Consider the following 16304-nt stretch of genomic DNA (forward strand, 5'->3'; position numbering starts at 1 on the left):
TTGTATTTATGCAAAAGAATGTCCATACAAAATGGGTAGAACAAACTAACTGCTATGATACTTCTTTAAAGAAATAGTTATTTCTTATAAGAACTTATCACGCATGTTTGCATTTGCCCCTTTTTTCTTGAGTCGGCGATGTGCCGCCGTCGTCGCGATTGCTGGGGCCACGGGACTGCCGACGCCGTCCGCCATGGCAAGCCCCCGCCAGGAGGCGAGCCCGGCCGTGCTCGATTCCCTGCCCTTCGAGCAGCTGGTCGCCATGCGTACGGTCACGGCCGCCTCCAAGTTCGAGCAGCTCATCAGTGAAGCACCCTCGGCGGTCGTGGTGCTGACCGCGGCGGACATCAAGGAATTCGGGTGGCGCACCCTGGCGGATGCACTCGCCTCCCTACCCGGCGTGTACGCCACCAACGACAGGAACTACAGCTATCTCGGCGCCCGCGGCTTCCTGCGGCCGGGCGACTACAACAGCCGCTTCCTGCTCCTGGTCGACGGCGCGCGCGTCAACGACGCCGTGTACGACCAGGCCCCGCTGGGGACGGAAGGACTGGTCGACATGGACAACGTCCAGCGCATCGAGTTCGTGCCCGGCCCGGGGTCGGCCATCTACGGCTCCAATGCGCTGTTCGGCGTCATCAATATCGTCACCAAGGACGGCAGCGACCTGCAGGGAACGCGCGTGTCCGCAGGCGCCGGCGAGCATGGGGAGCGCAAGCTGCGCACCAGCTGGGGCTGGCATGGCCAGAGCGGCGCGGACGTGGTCATGTCGGCCAGCGTCTACGGACGCGACGGGCAAGACCTGTACTATCCGGAATTCGATGCGCCCGAGCACAATCGTGGTGTGGCCGAGCGCCTGGACTTCGACCGCGCGCGTAATTTCTTCGTCAAGGCCAGCTATCGCGGCCTGGTGCTGTCCGCCAGCCACGTGCACCGCACCAAGGGCGTGCCGACCGGCTCGTTCGGGGCCGTCTTCAATACCCCGAACCGGACCACCGATGCGCAAAGCCTCGTCAACCTGGCCTATACGCAGGCGCTCACACCCGACCTGAGCCTGTCGCTCCAGGCACTCTGGGGCAAGGCGGACTATCTCGGGGTCGGCGATTATCCGGGCGAGAGCGCAGTGCGCATCGACAAGGCCGACGGCGATGATCCGGGCGAGAGCGCAGTGTCCATCACCAACGTCGACGGCGATCATGCGCGCTGGTACGGCGTCAGCGCGCAGGCGACCTCCACCGCGTTGCGCCGGCATAAGATCGTATTCGGCATGGATCTGCAGCGCGACGCGCGCCGCGACCAGTTCAACTACGACCGCGAACCCTACCGCATGCTGCTGGACGACCGCCGGTCCGGACGGCGCAGCGGCCTGTTCGTGCAGGACGAGATCCGCCTGTCCGCCCGGACGCTGCTGAATGTCGGGCTGCGTCACGACCGCTACGACACTGGTGCGCGCAGCACCAATCCGCGCGCGGCCCTGCTGGTCAAGCTGAGCGCCGCCGACACGGTCAAGCTCATTTACGGCACGGCCTTCCGGGTGCCGAACGCCTACGAAATGTATTATGGCCCGGACAATGGCAGCGTCCAGTCCGGCAACCTGGCGCTGGCTCCCGAGCGCATCCGAACGCACGAGCTCGTCCTTGAACATGCGCTCGGCACGGCGGGGCACGCGACCGTATCGGTATTCCAGTACGCCATGAAGGACCTGATCACCCAGGAAGTGGACGAGTCCACCGGCGCCCTCATCTTCCGCAACCTGGCGCGGGCCAGGGCAAGCGGATTCGAGAGCGCATTCGAGCGCCTGCTGGGCGGCGGCGCGCGGGTTCGCGCGAGCTATGCCTGGCAGCGTTCCAGGGACGGCAGCGGCGCGGCGCTGGTGAATTCGCCGCGCCATCTTGCCAAGCTGAACCTGGTAACGCCCCTGGCCGCACATACCCGCCTGGGCAGCGAGCTGCAATGCCTGTCCTCGCGCCTGACCGAAGGAGCGCGGACCGGCGGCTACTGCGTCGTCAACCTGAACCTCAACCTGCAGTTCCCGGCCGCCAGCGTGCTTCCCGGCGCCAGCCTGGCGCTCGGCCTGTTCAATGCGGGCAACCGGCGCTACGCCGACCCGGCAGGCCCGGCATTCGTCCAGGAAGCCCTGGAGCGCGAGGGGCGCACCTTGTTCGTCAAACTTGGCTACCGGTTCTGACCGATGAGGTGGGCATGCATTCGATCGCTAGGCTTCGCTGCAGCATGCACGCTTGCATACGCGCATGCGCTCGGCCAGGTGCGCGACGTCGAGCTGAAAGCCGCCTTCATCTACAACTTCGCACAGTTCACGGTCTGGCCGGAACCGGCCCGCGCCAGGGACGGTTTTGTCGTGTGCGCCAGTCCCGACAGCGCCCTGTGGGATAGCTTGCGCTCATTCGACGGCAAGCCCGTCAACGGCCGGGCCTGGAGCACCATGGAAGCGGCCAGCCGCCTCAAGGACGGAGGCTGCCATGTGCTCGTGCTGGCGCGCTCGTCCGAGCCTCCGCCCGCCCTGCCGGGCACGCTGGTGGTGCGCGACGGCGCGGGCCCTGGCGCGGCCGCGATCACCCTCGTCGACGGCGACGAGCACGTCCGCTTCGACGTGAACACGGAAGAGGCCACGCGCAATGGCCTGCGCTTCAGTTCCAAACTCTTGCGCCTTGCCCGGAACGTGCTGTGAACCGCCGCATCGCCCTCCGAAAGACCCGGCTCTCGAAGATGCTCGGCACCGGCCAGCTCGCCGCGGCAGTCGTGGCGCTGGCAGTCGCCGGCAGCATCCTGCTGACCTACCAGTTCATCAGCTTGCGCAGGAACCTGGTGGGCGACGTGACGGTGCACGCGTCGATCATCGCCGACAACGTCTCGGCGCCGCTCATGTTCCAGGACCGGGACGCGGCCGCCGAGATGCTGCGTTCCTTCCACCCGGCGCCCTTCCTCAGCATGGCGCTGGTGCTGGACCGGGACGGGGCCAGCTTCGCCACCTATCGGCGCGACGCGGGCGCCCCGGCCGGGCCGGCGCACGCCTGGTTCGCTCCCGTGATCGTCACCCGCGACGTGGTCTACCAGGGCCGCAGCCTGGGCCAGGTGCGCCTGGTCGCCGACACCACGGGCATCCGCGACGGCCTGCTGGGCTACGGGGCGCTGCTCGGCCTGGCCTTCGTCGGCGCCTTGTTGACCAGCACCCTGGTGTCGCGCAAGCTCCGTTCGCGCATGGCGAAGGCGGAGCGCGAGCTTGCCTACCTCGCCTATACCGACCCCGTCACCGAGCTGCCGAACCGGCGGGCGAGCAATGAAACGCTCGATACGATGCTCGAGCGCGCCACGACGGACGGCGGCAAGGTCGGCGTGCTCCTGATCGACCTGGACAACTTCAAGGTGGTCAACGACACGGCCGGGCACGAGGCCGGCGACCAGCTGCTGCGCGAGGTCGCACGCCTGCTGCGCGCCCAGTTGAGGGACAAGGACCTGGTGGCCCGCCTTGGCGGCGACGAATTCATCGTCCTCGCCGACGCCATCCGCACGAGCGAGGAGCTCGACCAGCTGGCCCACCGCATCATCGGTGCGCTGCAGCGCCCCCTGCAGCTGAACGGGACCGAATTCCTTGCCACCGCCAGCATCGGCGCCGCCGTCTTTCCCGACGACGCGGCCACCGCACCGGAACTGATCAGCAACGCCGACACCGCGCTGTACGAGGCCAAGGATGCGGGACGGAACCGGCTCGGCAGGTTCCGGCGCGAGATGATCATGGCGGCGCAACGCCGCGCCCAGCTCGAGCGCGACCTGCGCCGCGCCCTCGCCTCGCAGGGCCTGCAGGTGTACTACCAGCCGCAATTCGATTGCGCCTCGAGCCAGCTGCTGGGCGTCGAGGCACTGGTGCGCTGGCGCCACCCCGAGCACGGCTTCATCGGACCCGACGAATTCATCCCGATCGCCGAGGGCACCGGCCTGATCGGCGAGCTCGGCGCCTGGGTGCTGGAGCAGGCCTGCGTCGATGCGCTTGCCTTGGGCGAGCACACCGGCTTGCCGCTGAGCATTGCGGTGAACGTATCGGCGCGCCAGTTCCGGGACAATGAATTCATCGACGTGGTGCGCGGCATCCTGGCGCGCACCGGCCTGCCGGCCGCACGGCTCGAACTCGAGCTGACCGAAAGCGTCCTGATGGATGACGTCGGCCGGGCCGCCGGCTTCATGCAGTCGCTGCGCAGCCTCGGGGTCCGGATGTCGATCGACGATTTCGGCACCGGCTACTCGTCCCTGGCCTATCTGCAATCCTTCCCGATCGACCAGTTGAAGCTCGACCGCAGCTTCGTGCGTCCCCTGCCCGAGGCAGGCGGCACCCTGGCCAGCGCCGTGATCGCGCTGGCGCACAGTTTCAGGCTGACAGTGGTGGCCGAAGGGGTCGAAACCGCGGAGCAGCACGCATGGCTGCAGGCAGCCGGCTGCGACGTCGTGCAGGGTTACCTGCTGGGCCGGCCGATGCCGCTCGACGCGCTCACGTCGCAACTGGGCGTGGCGCCCGCCTGAGCAGGACTATCCCGGACCGCACCCGCCGCTCATCTCGGGCCCCTCACGGCAGGTCCGGATCGAGTTCGGAACCTGCGTAGTTTTCCAGCTCGGTGAAGAGCTGCTTCAAGCTCGCCTTGGTATTGATGAGCTGCAGCACCGTGCAGTGCTCGCGGTAGGTCGCGATGCGCTCCGCGATGATCGGCTGGTGCGCCGGGGGAAGCTGCGCCATCAGCGCGGCCCAGCCGGCTTCGAAGTCGGGCTTGTTCTTGCGCACCGACTTCACGAGGCGCTCGAACTCCTTCTGTCCGGTGCGCGCCGTGACGCGTCCACCGCCTTCGACCGCGAAGATGACCGCCAGCGCGATCACGCCCTCCGCGTTCAGGTCCGGATCGTTGATCGGACCTTCGTAGTGGTGGCGGCGCAGCCACTGGGCAGCGCGCACGATCGCCTGCACGCCCTGGCGTTGCTTGAGCTGGCCGATGTAGCGTTCGTAGCCGGACCAGGTCTCGCCCGGGTCGGCCGTGCACAGGTCGACGAACAGTTCCTTCAGGCGCCGCTGGGAATACACGGGGTCGAGGTCGTATTCGCCCACCAGGCTGTCCTCGGGCAGCGCGGCCAGCTCCTTTACCAGGCGGAAGCCCTGCTGGAACACGAGTTCGGCGCCCTCCTCGATCAGGATGTCGAGCGCGTCGAGGTCGTCGTCGCTGCCGCACAGGTGCTCGAGGCCGAGCGACATGCCGCCCACGGTGAGCAGCATGGCGCGCTGGATGCCTTCGGCGGTGCGGTCGTTGGTGAACTTCTCGGCCACCATCGCGGTGATGCCGGACAGCTCGTCCGCCAGCACCGCGGCTTCGTCAAGCGTGGCCTCAAGTGGCAGCAGCCTGATCGCCCGCACCAGGCGCGGCAGCTTCTCGATGACGATGGCAGGCAGCATCGCTGACGCGGCCCCGCTCACGAGAAGATGTCCGTGCCCATGCTGCGGCGGCTACCGCGGCGCGGCATGCTGCGCACCGAGGGCACCTGCCTGCGCAGGCGGTACAGCAGTTCACGGGTGTTGCGCTGCATGAAGGGCGATTCTTCGTCCGGGTCGTCCGGCAGCTCCATGTCGGCCATCTCGGCGCTGTGGCGGAACTCGGGGAACAGCTCGATCAGCGAACGCTCCCAGCCGTCCTCGCTGGCCTTGGCCAGGTCGACCGCCAGCGGGGCGATGTCGCTGTCACCGCTGGTCTGGGCGGTGACGTAGCGGCCCTTCGACAGGATTTCGCCGGCCAGCTCGAGGATTTCCTTTGGCGCCAGCGACCACAGGATGGCGAACACGGTCGCGCCATGGTCGGTGGCGGAAGCCTCCTGCAGCAGCTCGATGCGGCGGTCTTCGTCCTCGTTGGCGTAGACGATGCCGTGCACGTGGTTGAACAGGTTCTCGGCGATGCGTTCCGGATCGTCTTCGATCAGGTTGTCCGGCCAGGTGGCGGCGATGTAGGCCAGGCTCTCGGCCCAGGCCTTGGGCGGCACCAGCATGGTAGCCAGCGAAGTCTTGGCGCCGTCGAAGCCCGACAGGTGCAGCGCGGTCACTTGCGGCGGCAGGGTCGACAGCACTTCGACGACGGCATAGTCGCCGTGCTCGTCGGCCGCCTGGGAGAACGCCTCCTCGGCGTGCTCGAGCGAGCCGGCCAGCACCAGCTCGCTGACCTGCTTCGTCAGCGCAGGCAGGTTGGCCTTGTTAGCGCCACTGGATTCCTGGTCGCTCATTCGCGCTCCCCTCCTTCCGGATCGAACAGCTGGGTGAAGTCGTCGGTCGCTGCGCTGTCGTCCATGTCGTCGTCATCGCCTTCGTCGCCTTCGCCGAGGCGGGCCAGGTCGCGGTCTTCGTCTTCCCAGCGCGCCTGGTTCTTGTACAGGAAGGCCGTGATGATGGCCTGGCGCGCCAGCTCCGGATAATTCGCGGTCATTGCCTCGTACATGGCGCGGCCCTGTTCGCCATCGCATTCGGCCATCGGGAACACGCGCAAGGGGTCGCCGCCTTCGTAGTCGGCAGCCTCGCGCAGCAGGCCCTTGGGATCCTTGAACTTGATGCAGTCAACGAGCGCGAAGGCCATCAGGTTGACGTCGTCCAGGCCCGATCCGCCCGCGTATTCCGAGACCAGGGCGCCGACCATCATGTCGTAGTTCTTCCGGTTGGGCGGGTCGCCCAGCGTGCCCTCGATCTGTCCTTCCAGCTCGCGCGACTGGAACGAGAATTCGGGATGTACGTTTTTCATTGTGTGTCCTGTTGATTCAATAATGGGCGCAGGCCCCGGCTCAGGCCTGGAGATTCACGCCATTCAGCGCGAACAGCGAGCGCCACAGTTCGAAGGCTTCGGCCTCGGCATCGAGCACGATGCGGTGGTTGACGCTCTGGTTGTACTCGGCGCGCCGGACCGGATCCGACAGGATTTCATAGGCCTTGGTGACGGCCTTGAAGCGCGCTTCGGCGCCCGGCGCCCCATTCCGGTCCGGGTGGTAGCGCATCGCCAGCGAGCGATAGACCTTCTTGATCTCGTCGTCGCCGGCATTTGGGGCGACGCCGAGGATCGCGTATAAATTTTCCAATTGGAACTCTCCCGGCAAACGCCGCAAAGACTGAAGCCGCAAACGGCAAGGACGAGATTATCCTATAGAAACGACAAGATGGCGAACGAGCCGCTCAGTGCCGGTAAGGCTGGACCGGCGGCGCTGGACGTGCAGGCTGCTGGTGGGCCTGTTGTTGAACCGGCGGCAGCGGCATGCCGGCCAGGGCCAGCAGCCAGGCGCGGACCAGTTCCGGATGGGTGGCGAGGGTTTTCATGGTTGAGCCTTGCGAATGGACCAGATTACCCCAAGTATGTCTCTACCAAACCGTGCCGACCGTGCGCTTCACCACATACTGAGGTGGCTCCCTCCTGCGTTACGGTAAAATGTCCGCCATAACCTATCCATTCTCTTCTTCATGAGCATTGACAAGAACGCCCCAACGGCGGCGGGCAATCCCCCGTCGTCCAACTTCCTACGCGCCATTATCGAAAACGACTTGGCGGCAGGAAAGCACCAGCGCGACGGCATGCCGCCCGTGATCACCCGTTTCCCACCCGAACCGAACGGCTACCTGCACGTGGGCCACGCCAAGTCGATCTGCCTGAATTTCGGCCTGGCGCGCGACTACGGCGGCCGCTGCCACCTGCGCTTCGACGATACCAATCCGGAAAAGGAAGACCAGGAATACGTCGACACCATCATGGATTCCGTGAAATGGCTCGGCTTTACCTGGGAACAGGGCGACGGCGACTACCTGCATTACGCCAGCGACTATTTCGACAGGCTGTACGAGATGGCGGAATACCTGATCCGCGAAGGCAAGGCCTATGTGGACAGCCAGAGCGCCGAAGAGATGGCGAAGAACCGCGGCAACTTCGGCACGCCGGGCACCAACTCGCCCTTCCGTAACCGTCCCGTGGAAGAATCGCTGCAACTCTTCCGCGACATGAAGGCCGGCAAGTACAAGGACGGCGAGCACATCCTGCGCGCCAGGATGTCGGAAGACGCGATGGCTTCGCCGAACATGACCAACCGCGATCCGGCGCTGTACCGCATCCGCCATGCGCACCACCACCGCACCGGCGACGCCTGGTGCATCTACCCGATGTACGACTACACGCACCCGATCTCGGATGCGCTGGAGAACATCACCCATTCGATCTGCACGCTGGAGTTCCAGGACCACCGCCCGATGTACGACTGGCTGGTGGACACCCTGGCCGACGGCGGCTTCTTCCCGCGCCCGGTGCCGCGCCAGTACGAGATGGCGCGCCTGAACCTGACCTACGTGGTCACCTCGAAGCGCAAGCTGCGGCAGCTGGTGGACGAGGGTGTGGTGACCGGCTGGGACGATCCGCGCATGCCGACCATCGTCGGCCTGCGCCGCCGCGGCTATACGCCGGAATCGATCCAGCTGTTCTGCGAGCGCATCGGCGTGTCCAAGGCCGACGGCTGGATCGACATGAGCACGCTGGAAGGCGCGCTGCGCGACGACCTCGACCCGAAGGCGCCGCGTGCGATAGCGGTGCTGCGTCCCCTGAAGCTCATCGTCGACAACTTCCCGGAAGGCGAATCGGTCGCGTGCTCGTCGCCGGTCCACCCGCACCACCCGGAGATGGGCGTGCGCAGCTTCCCGTTCACGCGCGAGCTGTGGATCGAGCAGGAAGACTTCATGGAAGTGCCGAGCAAGGGTTATCACCGCTTCACCCCGCCGACCGGCGACCAGCCGGGTTCGCGCGTGCGCCTGAAGTACGGCTTCGTGGTCGAGTGCACCGGCTTCGACAAGGACGAGAACGGCAAGGTGGTGGCGGTACACGTGAAATACTTCGAGGATTCGAAGTCGGGCACGCCGGGCGCCGACAACTACAAGGTCAAGGGCAACATCACCTGGGTCAGCGCCGCCACCGCACTCGAAGCCGAGGTGCGCCTGTACGACCGCCTGTTTACCGAGCCGCAGCCGGATGCCGGCGGCAAGGACTTCAAGGCCGCGCTCAACCCGAACGCGCTCGAGACCGTCACGGCCTACCTGGAACCGGGCATGAAGGACGCCGTGGCCGACCAGCGCTTCCAGTTCGAGCGTCACGGCTACTTCGTGGCGGACCGCGTGGATTCGCAGCCGGGCAAGCCGGTGTTCAACCGCGTCACGACGCTGAAGGACAGCTGGGGCAAATGATTCCTTCTACGCCATCCTCCTGATGGGGGAGTCGGCGCCACGAACGCACCATGGGGGGCCATGCCAACAGAATCGCCCCCTATTTCTTTTCCAATAAAAAGATTTCCGCCGCGACTACTTCGTTGCATATCTGCCATACCTAATTGTTCTGATAGGTACTTTGTCAGTTAAACACGCATAGCGTATGAATGTCTGTCGCATTAACGCGACGTACTCACTTGCCAAGTATGCGGACCATGCCTTCCCACCACCCCCACGCCCAGCTGGCTGCACTCCCGACCACGGTGCTGATCGGGGCGCTGCTGTCGGTAACGGTCGGCGGCGCCCTCCACCTGGCCACCGCCAAGGCGATCGAAAGCGATGCCGTGACGCGTTTTCGCAGCATGGCGCGCACCGCCCAGTATGCGATCGACGCTCGCATCAAGAGTTATTCCGACATCCTGCGCGGTACGGCCGGACTGTTCCGTGCCAGTACCTCGGTCGGGCCCGAAGAGTTCCGTTATTACGTCGAGCAGCTCGATACGCCCCGCAACTTCCCAGGCATCGAGGTCATCAATTTCGCACGCACCGTCGGCCCGGCCGAACTGCCGGCAGTGGAGGCGGAAGTGCGCAGTCGCCTGCGCCAGTACGGCATGCCTGATCGTGTCGCGGGGCTGCGTCCCGTGCCCGGCCGCGACAGCTATACGATCCTCACCTACATCGAACCTGCCACCCCGCAGACACTCGACAAGCTCGGCCGCGATCTGGAAGCGCGCAGCTACATCAGCCACACCGCGGCGGAGTCGCGCGACAACAATACCATTGCCGCTTCCGGGTTCCGCGTGAGGGTATTGCCCGGCCCCATACAGAACGTGCTCGCGATGCGCTTGCCGGTGTACCGCGGCAACATGCCGATCAATACCGTTGCCGAGCGCCGCGCCGCGTACATGGGCTCGGTCGGTATCGGTTTCGGCGTCAACAGGATGGTCAACGATATCCTCGAGGGATTTCCGATCGATGGGGTACGCCTGGTACTCACCGACCTCGACGATGTGCCGCAGGAGCCGGGCGAGACCCGGCACAGCGGCATCCTGTACGACAGCCACCTGGCGATGAAACTACCGCAGCAGTCGGTACCCGACGAAGCCGACCTGCTGCGCGCCAGCCTGCCGATCGCATTCAACCAGCGCCATTGGCGCGCCGAGTTCACCGTCGATAAATCGGCGATGTACACGCGCTTCGACCTCTTCTATCCCTGGCTGGCCGCGCTCGCCGGCACGCTCAGCACCGCCCTGCTGTACGCGCTGTTCCAGACGATGGCCTCGTCGCGCCGCAGCGCCCTGCGCATGGCCGAGGACATGACGCGCGAACTGCGCGCGAGCCAGGCCAAGCTGCAGGCCACCAACGAGAAACTGCGCCAGCTGGCCGCCCACGCGGAACAGATCAAGGAGGGCGAACGCAAGCGCATCGCGCGCGAGATCCACGACGAACTCGCGCAGAACCTGCTGGCGCTGAAGATCGAGGCCGAGATCCTGGCCAACCGCACGCGCGATCGCCACGGCCGCCTGCACGAGCGCGCCGCTGCGACGGTGCGCCAGATCGACCTCACCATCCGCAGCGTGCGCCAGATCATCAACGACCTGCGCCCCAACGTGCTCGACCTGGGCCTGAATGCCGCGGTGGACTGGCAGGTCGCCGATTTCGCACGCCGTACCGGCATCGAGTGCGAGCTGGTCGAAGACGAGACCGAGCACCACCTCGACGACCAGTGCGCGACCGCCTTCTTCCGCATCCTGCAGGAGTCGCTCAACAATGTGGCCCGCCATGCATGCGCGAGCAAGGTGCGCATCGACCTGCACCAGCACGCGGACATGCTGACGATGACGATCCGCGACAACGGCGTGGGCATGCAGCCGGGCAGCCGCAACCGCAACGGTTCGTTCGGACTGGTAGGCATCGAAGAGCGCGTCAATATTCTCGGCGGCAGCTTCTCCATCAGCAGCGGTCCGGATACCGGCACCACGATCGTCGTCACCATTCCCGTCGGCGGACATGCGCCCGCAGCGCCGGCTTTTCCGGCCTACGACAGCGACGGCGTGCTGCCAGCCATCGCGTGAGCATGGAGCAGCTGCGCCCCATGTTGTCTCATTTCAGCACAGCAGTTTCTCGGTTGACAGAACTCAACATTAAACCTGACCCGTCGCAGGACAATTGTTATCACTGCCACTGGTCAAGATGCAGTTCTTGGCTTCCGATAAACGCGTCACCATATTCAAGGAGGATTCTTGGCGTATCGCTTCAACACTAGGGATAAATAAGAATGCCTTAACAAACAGGTCTAACAACAACAAGGTGAACACTATGTCGACTAACGAATTCGCAGCCTTTGAAGCACTCGATCTTGCCCCGATCAAAATGAAGCTGATGCATGTCGAATCTGGCGAAGGCTGGTCCGCGCTGCGGGCCGACGCGGTGGAAACGGAGTACCGCCGCTTCCTCTTCCTGATGAAGAAGTACCCTGACGCGGAGGCATCGCCCACCGTCGACGTCGACACCTTCTGGCACTACCACATCCTCGATACGATGAAGTACGCACGTGACTGCGAAGCGCTGTTCGGCTACTTCCTGCACCACTATCCGTATGTCGGCATCGGCGCCGGCGCGAGTGACGGCGACCAGATCGCCTCCGGCCAGCGGATGCGCGTGATCTACGAGGCGGAATTCGGGACGGGGCAAACTGCCGGCATGGCGTATGCATTCTGCTCCGCGCCGGGCAAGGCCGTCGGCGCCGCCCATGCGTTCTGCTCGGCACCAGGCAAACCTGCCGCTGCCACGCATGCGTTCTGCTCCGCACCGGGCAAGGCCATCGACGCCGCGCATGCGTTCTGCTCCGCACCGGGCAAGGCCGTCGACGCCGCGCATGCGTTCTGCTCCGCACCGGGCAAGGCGAACGACGCGGCGCATGCGTTCTGCTCCGCACCGGGCAAGGCGAACGACGCGGCGCATGCTTTCTGTTCGGCGCCGGGCAAGCCGCGTGCAAGCGCCGAGACTGCGCACGCGTTCTGCTCGGCCCCGGGCAAGCCGCGCGACACCGCGAACGCTGGCCACGCATTCTGCTCCGCACCTGGCAAGGAACTGGCGCACGCGGCCTGATGTTCCTTCCCTGATGGCCGGCCGGACGACGCTTGTCCAGCCGGCCGTTTTTCACTCAGGCCGCCAGCTCCTGCTCCGTTTCATGCGGCCTGATCATCAGGGCCCGCAGTTCGCGAATGCTGAACTCGCTCTCCTCGTGCATGCGCAGCAGCAGCGTAGCGCCGATCGGCAGTGTTTGGTGGCGGATCTTGCTGATCACGGGAGGCGCCACTTCGAGCACGCGCGACAGCGCGGCATCGTTCTTCAGGCGGAGTTTGGCGATGATGGCGTCGAGGACCCGGTTCGGGTCGTATTCCGCGCCGTCCGGAAGACGTTTGATGGACATTTGTTTCTTTCAGGAATTAAATTATTTGTCACTTTTCGTGATCTGTCGCGAAATATTTGCATGCAAAGCCAAACAGGCATGGTTTGTACGGAAGTTTTCGCTGTTGGCGAAATGATACACGTATGTCTTATGGTTTGCACAAGTCCCTGGCCATTCCGGAGAGACTGCAATGGACGAGCCGACGCCTCCGCACAAGCGGACGCATCGGAGTCGGGTGGATATGCCGCTCCGGACGGAGCGGCAGGGAGGCCTTACTTCTTCCTGCCGGGGCCGGCCTTGGCCAGGGCGCTGGCCTGGTACAGTGTCCGCGCATCCAGGTGGGCGCGCTCGATCGTGCGCATCTCGGGCTTGTCGTCGTGCGGCACGAAGTATTCCTTGTCCTGCGCGGCAACCACGATCTTGATCGCGGCGGCGTCCGTAATCCCGTATTTTTCGACGATCAGCGTGGTCACTTCGTCGAGATATTCTTCATAAGTCATGCTGGCTCCCGCACCGCTTGTTCTAGGCGCCAGATTGTACGGGAGCCGGGGCCAGCTGCGCCAGCGCCATCGCGACGCTCGGATAGCGCAGGCGCACGCCCAGCTCGCGCTTCAGGCGCGTATTGTCGAGACGGCGCGATTCCGACATGAAGGACAGCAGCGCCGGCGTGACCACGGTCTCGAGCTCCGCACGCGGCAGGCGCGGGGGACGCGCCAGCCTGAAGGCATCGGCCACCGCATCGAAATACTCGCCCATCTTCATGCGCGTGTCGTCGACCGCATTCACCACCCGGCCCGGACGGGCGCGGAACAGCGCAAGCAGGACGATGCGCGCCAGGTCGTCGGCATGGATGTGGTTGGTGTACACGTCATCTTCAGGGCGCAGGGCCGGTGTTCCCTGCTCCAGCCGCTTGAGCGGCAGGCGGTCGGCGGCATAGATGCCGGGCACGCGCAGGATTGCCAGGCGCGTGCCGTTCAGCAGCGACCAGGCGCGCAGCACGCGTTCGGCGTCGACGCGCCGGCGCGCGCGCGCATTGCGCGGCGCCACCGGCCGGGTTTCCGTCACCAGTTCGCCGCCGCAGTCGCCATACACGCCGCTGGTGCTGACATAGACGCAGCGCGCGGTCTTGCCGAGCGCCGCGACCAGGTGGCGCGTGCGGCGGTCTTCGCTGCCCTCGGGCTGCGGCGGCGCCAGGTGCACCACCCAGTCGGCCATGCCCTTCAGGCGCCGCAGGCTGTCCGGGCGGTCGAGGTCGGCCACGACCGGGACGGCGCCGGCGGCGCGCAGTTCGGCACAGCGTTCGCGCTGGCTGGTGAGCGCGAACACGCGCATGCGGCCGGCAAGCAGGGGCAGCAGGCGCATGCCGACGTCGCCGCAGCCGACGACCAGCAGGCGCGGCCGCCTCATCGAATGGGAATAAGTAGTCACGGCTGGCATTGTATGCGAGCCTTGGGGCGGCTGCTCAGGCGACGATTTCCCCGGCCGCCCTGGCCGCGGCGCAGGCCAGCACCGGCATGGCCACGACCAGGCCCAGGCCGAGCGGCAGCATGGCCAGCACGGTCATGAGCACGCCCAGCGCCACGACCGTCAGGAAAGGCAGCGGGTTGCGCAGCGAGCCCAGCACGCTCAGGCGCAGCGCCTGGAACACGCCGGCGCCCCGTTCGATCACCAGCGCCGGGGCCATCCAGAAAGTCGAGCACACCAGGATCACCAGCACCTGGGCGGCGGCGAACGCGTAGAACAGGCCCTTCCCGAAATGCACGGCGCTGTAGGCTCCGGTCGCCAGCCCCCCGGCGGCGATCGCGGCAACCACGCCCCCCAGCGCCAGCGACAGGAAGACCATGACGATGGCCAGCGCCCACAGCGAGGGCTTGCGCCAGGCGCCGCTCCCGGCCAGGAAGGCGTCGCCCTGGGCGTCCATGCGGCAGTACACCGCGACTGCGCCGAGATACAGGGTGGCCAGGATGGGGAACAGGATGCCCCCATGACGGCTGAACAGCCACAGGAGGATGAGCATGGCCGTACTGAGGACGGCCAGCGCTTCCCACCTGCGCCGGAAACACGACCATCCGGCAGCCAGCCACGCGAGCCCCTGGCCACGGGGCACATGGCGGACCGACAGGCTGGGGGCGGGGGCGCGCCCGGAGGGGGGTTGGCTGGCTTGCATGGCGATCTTTCCAAAAAAAGGCGACGATGACGGGTCGCCACCAGCCCGCGATTGTATAGCGGATCGGCAGCGCTTTTCGGCAGCGCCTGCGGATACCCAGGCTGGATGGCGTCCCGGGCGGCGGCGTCTCGCCGTTCCGGGGCAGCGTGTAAAATAGGCAGACTCAGGGCGGAGCCGGCGCCCTGCCGATCCCGTCTTCCCGGCAACAACACAGCACACATCACCATGACGTTCCAGATCACCGTCCAGCCGAGCGGCCACCAGTTCACCTGCGAGGCCGATGAAACCGTCCTTTCCGCCGCCATTCGTGCCGGCATCGGCTTGCCCTACGGCTGCAAGAACGGCGCCTGCGGCTCGTGCAAGGGCAAGGTGCTGGACGGCGCACTGCAGCACAAGCCGCACCAGGGGCGCGCCCTGAGCGAGATCGAGAAGACCCAGGGCATGTCGCTGTTCTGCTGCGCCGTGCCCGAGCAGGACCTGGTGATCGAAGCGCGCGAAGTGGGCGGCAGTTCGGAGTACCCGGTGCGCAAGATGCCGACCCGGATCGCCGGCATCCGCAAGGCCGCACCGGACGTGGCCATCGTCACCCTGCAGCTGCCGGCCAACGAGGCGCTCGCCTACCGCGCCGGCCAGTACATCGAGTTCCTGCTCAAGGACGGCAAGCGCCGCGCCTACAGCATCGCCTGCGCGCCCTCGTTCAGCGGTCCGCTGGAACTGCACATTCGCCACCTGGCGGGCGGCCTGTTCACCGACCACGTCTTCGGCGCCATGAAGGAGCGCGACATCCTGCGCTTCGAAGGCCCGCTCGGCACCTTCTTCCTGCGCGAAGAATCGGACAAGCCGATCGTGCTGCTGGCCTCGGGCACGGGATTCGCACCGGTCAAGGCCCTGGTCGAGCACCTGATGCACCTGAAGTCGACGCGTTCCGTGCGCCTGTACTGGGGCGGCCGCCGTCCGCAAGACCTGTACATGGACGAACTGTGCCGCGCCTGGGAAACCACGCTGCCCGACTTCCGCTACGTGCCGGTGGTGTCGGATGCGCTGCCTGACGACGCCTGGCAGGGCCGCACCGGCTACGTCCACGCGGCCGTGATGCAGGACCTCCCGGACCTCTCCGGCCACCAGGTGTACGCCTGCGGCGCCCCCGTCATGGTGGATTCGGCGCGGCGCGACTATGTGGCGCAGTGCGGCCTGCCGGAGGACGAGTTCTTCGCGGATGCGTTCACCACCGAGGCGGACCTGGCACAATAGTAGGGTGGTCGGCTTCGCCGACCGCGCGTTCAACCGGACGGTGAAGAATCGCATCGCGTCAATGCATGCGTGATTCGAACGCGTGGGCGGCGAATCCGCCCACCCTGTAAAGGCAAAGTTGAAATGTCCGCTTCTGGCAAAGTTGAAATGTCCGCTTGGTTGCCCAGGTTAGCGCGAGCTAACGCGCTTTTGAGCGGACATTTTCTTTGCTG

Annotated in this window: 16 protein-coding genes; 7 read left to right on the forward strand and 9 right to left on the reverse strand. The window is 65.8% G+C overall.

Annotation, left to right across the window (positions count from 1 at the left end; genetic code table 11):
* Positions 1–193 precede the first annotated feature (193 nt).
* The 3 genes from AC56KL_RS13265 to AC56KL_RS13275 all read left to right on the forward strand — a co-directional run bounded on the left by AC56KL_RS13265 (position 194) and on the right by AC56KL_RS13275 (position 4533).
* Positions 194–2188, forward strand: coding sequence for a TonB-dependent receptor plug domain-containing protein (locus AC56KL_RS13265; protein WP_497180621.1), 1995 nt, complete (start codon positions 194–196; stop codon positions 2186–2188).
* Between the two features lie 78 nt (positions 2189–2266).
* Positions 2267–2689 carry a YfiR family protein gene (locus AC56KL_RS13270; protein ID WP_497180622.1) on the forward strand — a complete coding sequence of 141 codons (423 nt, stop codon included), beginning with the start codon at positions 2267–2269 and terminating at the stop codon, positions 2687–2689.
* Positions 2686–4533, forward strand: coding sequence for a putative bifunctional diguanylate cyclase/phosphodiesterase (locus AC56KL_RS13275; protein ID WP_497180623.1), 1848 nt, complete (start codon positions 2686–2688; stop codon positions 4531–4533). Before AC56KL_RS13270 ends, AC56KL_RS13275 begins: the two co-directional genes overlap by 4 nt.
* A gap of 43 nt (positions 4534–4576) precedes the next feature.
* Here AC56KL_RS13275 and AC56KL_RS13280 read toward each other — a convergent pair whose 3' ends face one another.
* The 5 genes from AC56KL_RS13280 to AC56KL_RS13300 all read right to left on the reverse strand — a co-directional run bounded on the left by AC56KL_RS13280 (position 4577) and on the right by AC56KL_RS13300 (position 7339).
* A complete protein-coding gene (locus AC56KL_RS13280; protein ID WP_497180645.1) occupies positions 4577–5449 on the reverse strand; it encodes a hypothetical protein in 873 nt (290 codons plus the stop codon).
* 17 nt (positions 5450–5466) lie between these two features.
* The gene (locus tag AC56KL_RS13285; protein ID WP_497180624.1) at positions 5467–6264 is read right to left on the reverse strand and encodes a hypothetical protein; all 798 of its coding nucleotides are present in this window, start codon (positions 6262–6264) and stop codon (positions 5467–5469) included.
* Positions 6261–6773 (reverse strand): hypothetical protein, encoded by a 513-nt coding sequence (locus tag AC56KL_RS13290; protein ID WP_497180625.1) that lies wholly within the window; start codon positions 6771–6773, stop codon positions 6261–6263. Before AC56KL_RS13290 ends, AC56KL_RS13285 begins: the two co-directional genes overlap by 4 nt.
* A 40-nt stretch (positions 6774–6813) precedes the next feature.
* On the reverse strand, positions 6814–7104 hold the full coding sequence (locus AC56KL_RS13295; protein ID WP_497180626.1) for a DnaJ domain-containing protein: 291 nt from the start codon (positions 7102–7104) through the stop codon (positions 6814–6816).
* Between the two features lie 94 nt (positions 7105–7198).
* The gene (locus tag AC56KL_RS13300) at positions 7199–7339 is read right to left on the reverse strand and encodes a hypothetical protein (RefSeq protein WP_497180627.1); all 141 of its coding nucleotides are present in this window, start codon (positions 7337–7339) and stop codon (positions 7199–7201) included.
* A 141-nt stretch (positions 7340–7480) separates the two neighbouring features.
* On the opposite strand from AC56KL_RS13300, the gene AC56KL_RS13305 reads away from it, so the two are divergent.
* The 3 genes from AC56KL_RS13305 to AC56KL_RS13315 all read left to right on the forward strand — a co-directional run bounded on the left by AC56KL_RS13305 (position 7481) and on the right by AC56KL_RS13315 (position 12370).
* Entirely contained in the window at positions 7481–9238 is a 1758-nt protein-coding gene (locus AC56KL_RS13305; RefSeq protein WP_497180628.1) for a glutamine--tRNA ligase/YqeY domain fusion protein, read from the forward strand.
* A 236-nt stretch (positions 9239–9474) separates the two neighbouring features.
* A complete protein-coding gene (locus AC56KL_RS13310) occupies positions 9475–11334 on the forward strand; it encodes a sensor histidine kinase (protein WP_497180629.1) in 1860 nt (619 codons plus the stop codon).
* Between the two features lie 307 nt (positions 11335–11641).
* Positions 11642–12370 (forward strand): UCP032817 domain-containing protein, encoded by a 729-nt coding sequence (locus tag AC56KL_RS13315; protein ID WP_497180630.1) that lies wholly within the window; start codon positions 11642–11644, stop codon positions 12368–12370.
* Positions 12371–12425: 55 nt separating this feature from the next.
* Here AC56KL_RS13315 and AC56KL_RS13320 read toward each other — a convergent pair whose 3' ends face one another.
* The 4 genes from AC56KL_RS13320 to AC56KL_RS13335 form a co-directional block, all read right to left on the reverse strand.
* Complete coding sequence (locus AC56KL_RS13320) at positions 12426–12695, reverse strand: hypothetical protein (RefSeq protein WP_497180631.1); 270 nt, start codon at positions 12693–12695, stop codon at positions 12426–12428.
* A 251-nt stretch (positions 12696–12946) separates the two neighbouring features.
* Positions 12947–13174 carry a hypothetical protein gene (locus tag AC56KL_RS13325; RefSeq protein ID WP_497180632.1) on the reverse strand — a complete coding sequence of 76 codons (228 nt, stop codon included), beginning with the start codon at positions 13172–13174 and terminating at the stop codon, positions 12947–12949.
* A 22-nt stretch (positions 13175–13196) separates the two neighbouring features.
* Positions 13197–14111 (reverse strand): NAD-dependent epimerase/dehydratase family protein, encoded by a 915-nt coding sequence (locus AC56KL_RS13330; RefSeq protein WP_497180633.1) that lies wholly within the window; start codon positions 14109–14111, stop codon positions 13197–13199.
* Between the two features lie 25 nt (positions 14112–14136).
* Positions 14137–14691 (reverse strand): DUF2189 domain-containing protein, encoded by a 555-nt coding sequence (locus AC56KL_RS13335; protein ID WP_497180634.1) that lies wholly within the window; start codon positions 14689–14691, stop codon positions 14137–14139.
* Positions 14692–15066: 375 nt separating this feature from the next.
* On the opposite strand from AC56KL_RS13335, the gene AC56KL_RS13340 reads away from it, so the two are divergent.
* Positions 15067–16092 carry a CDP-6-deoxy-delta-3,4-glucoseen reductase gene (locus AC56KL_RS13340; protein ID WP_497180635.1) on the forward strand — a complete coding sequence of 342 codons (1026 nt, stop codon included), beginning with the start codon at positions 15067–15069 and terminating at the stop codon, positions 16090–16092.
* The last annotated feature ends 212 nt before the right edge of the window (positions 16093–16304 follow it).

It is taken from the genome of Telluria sp. ZB4P34 (assembly GCF_059686055.1).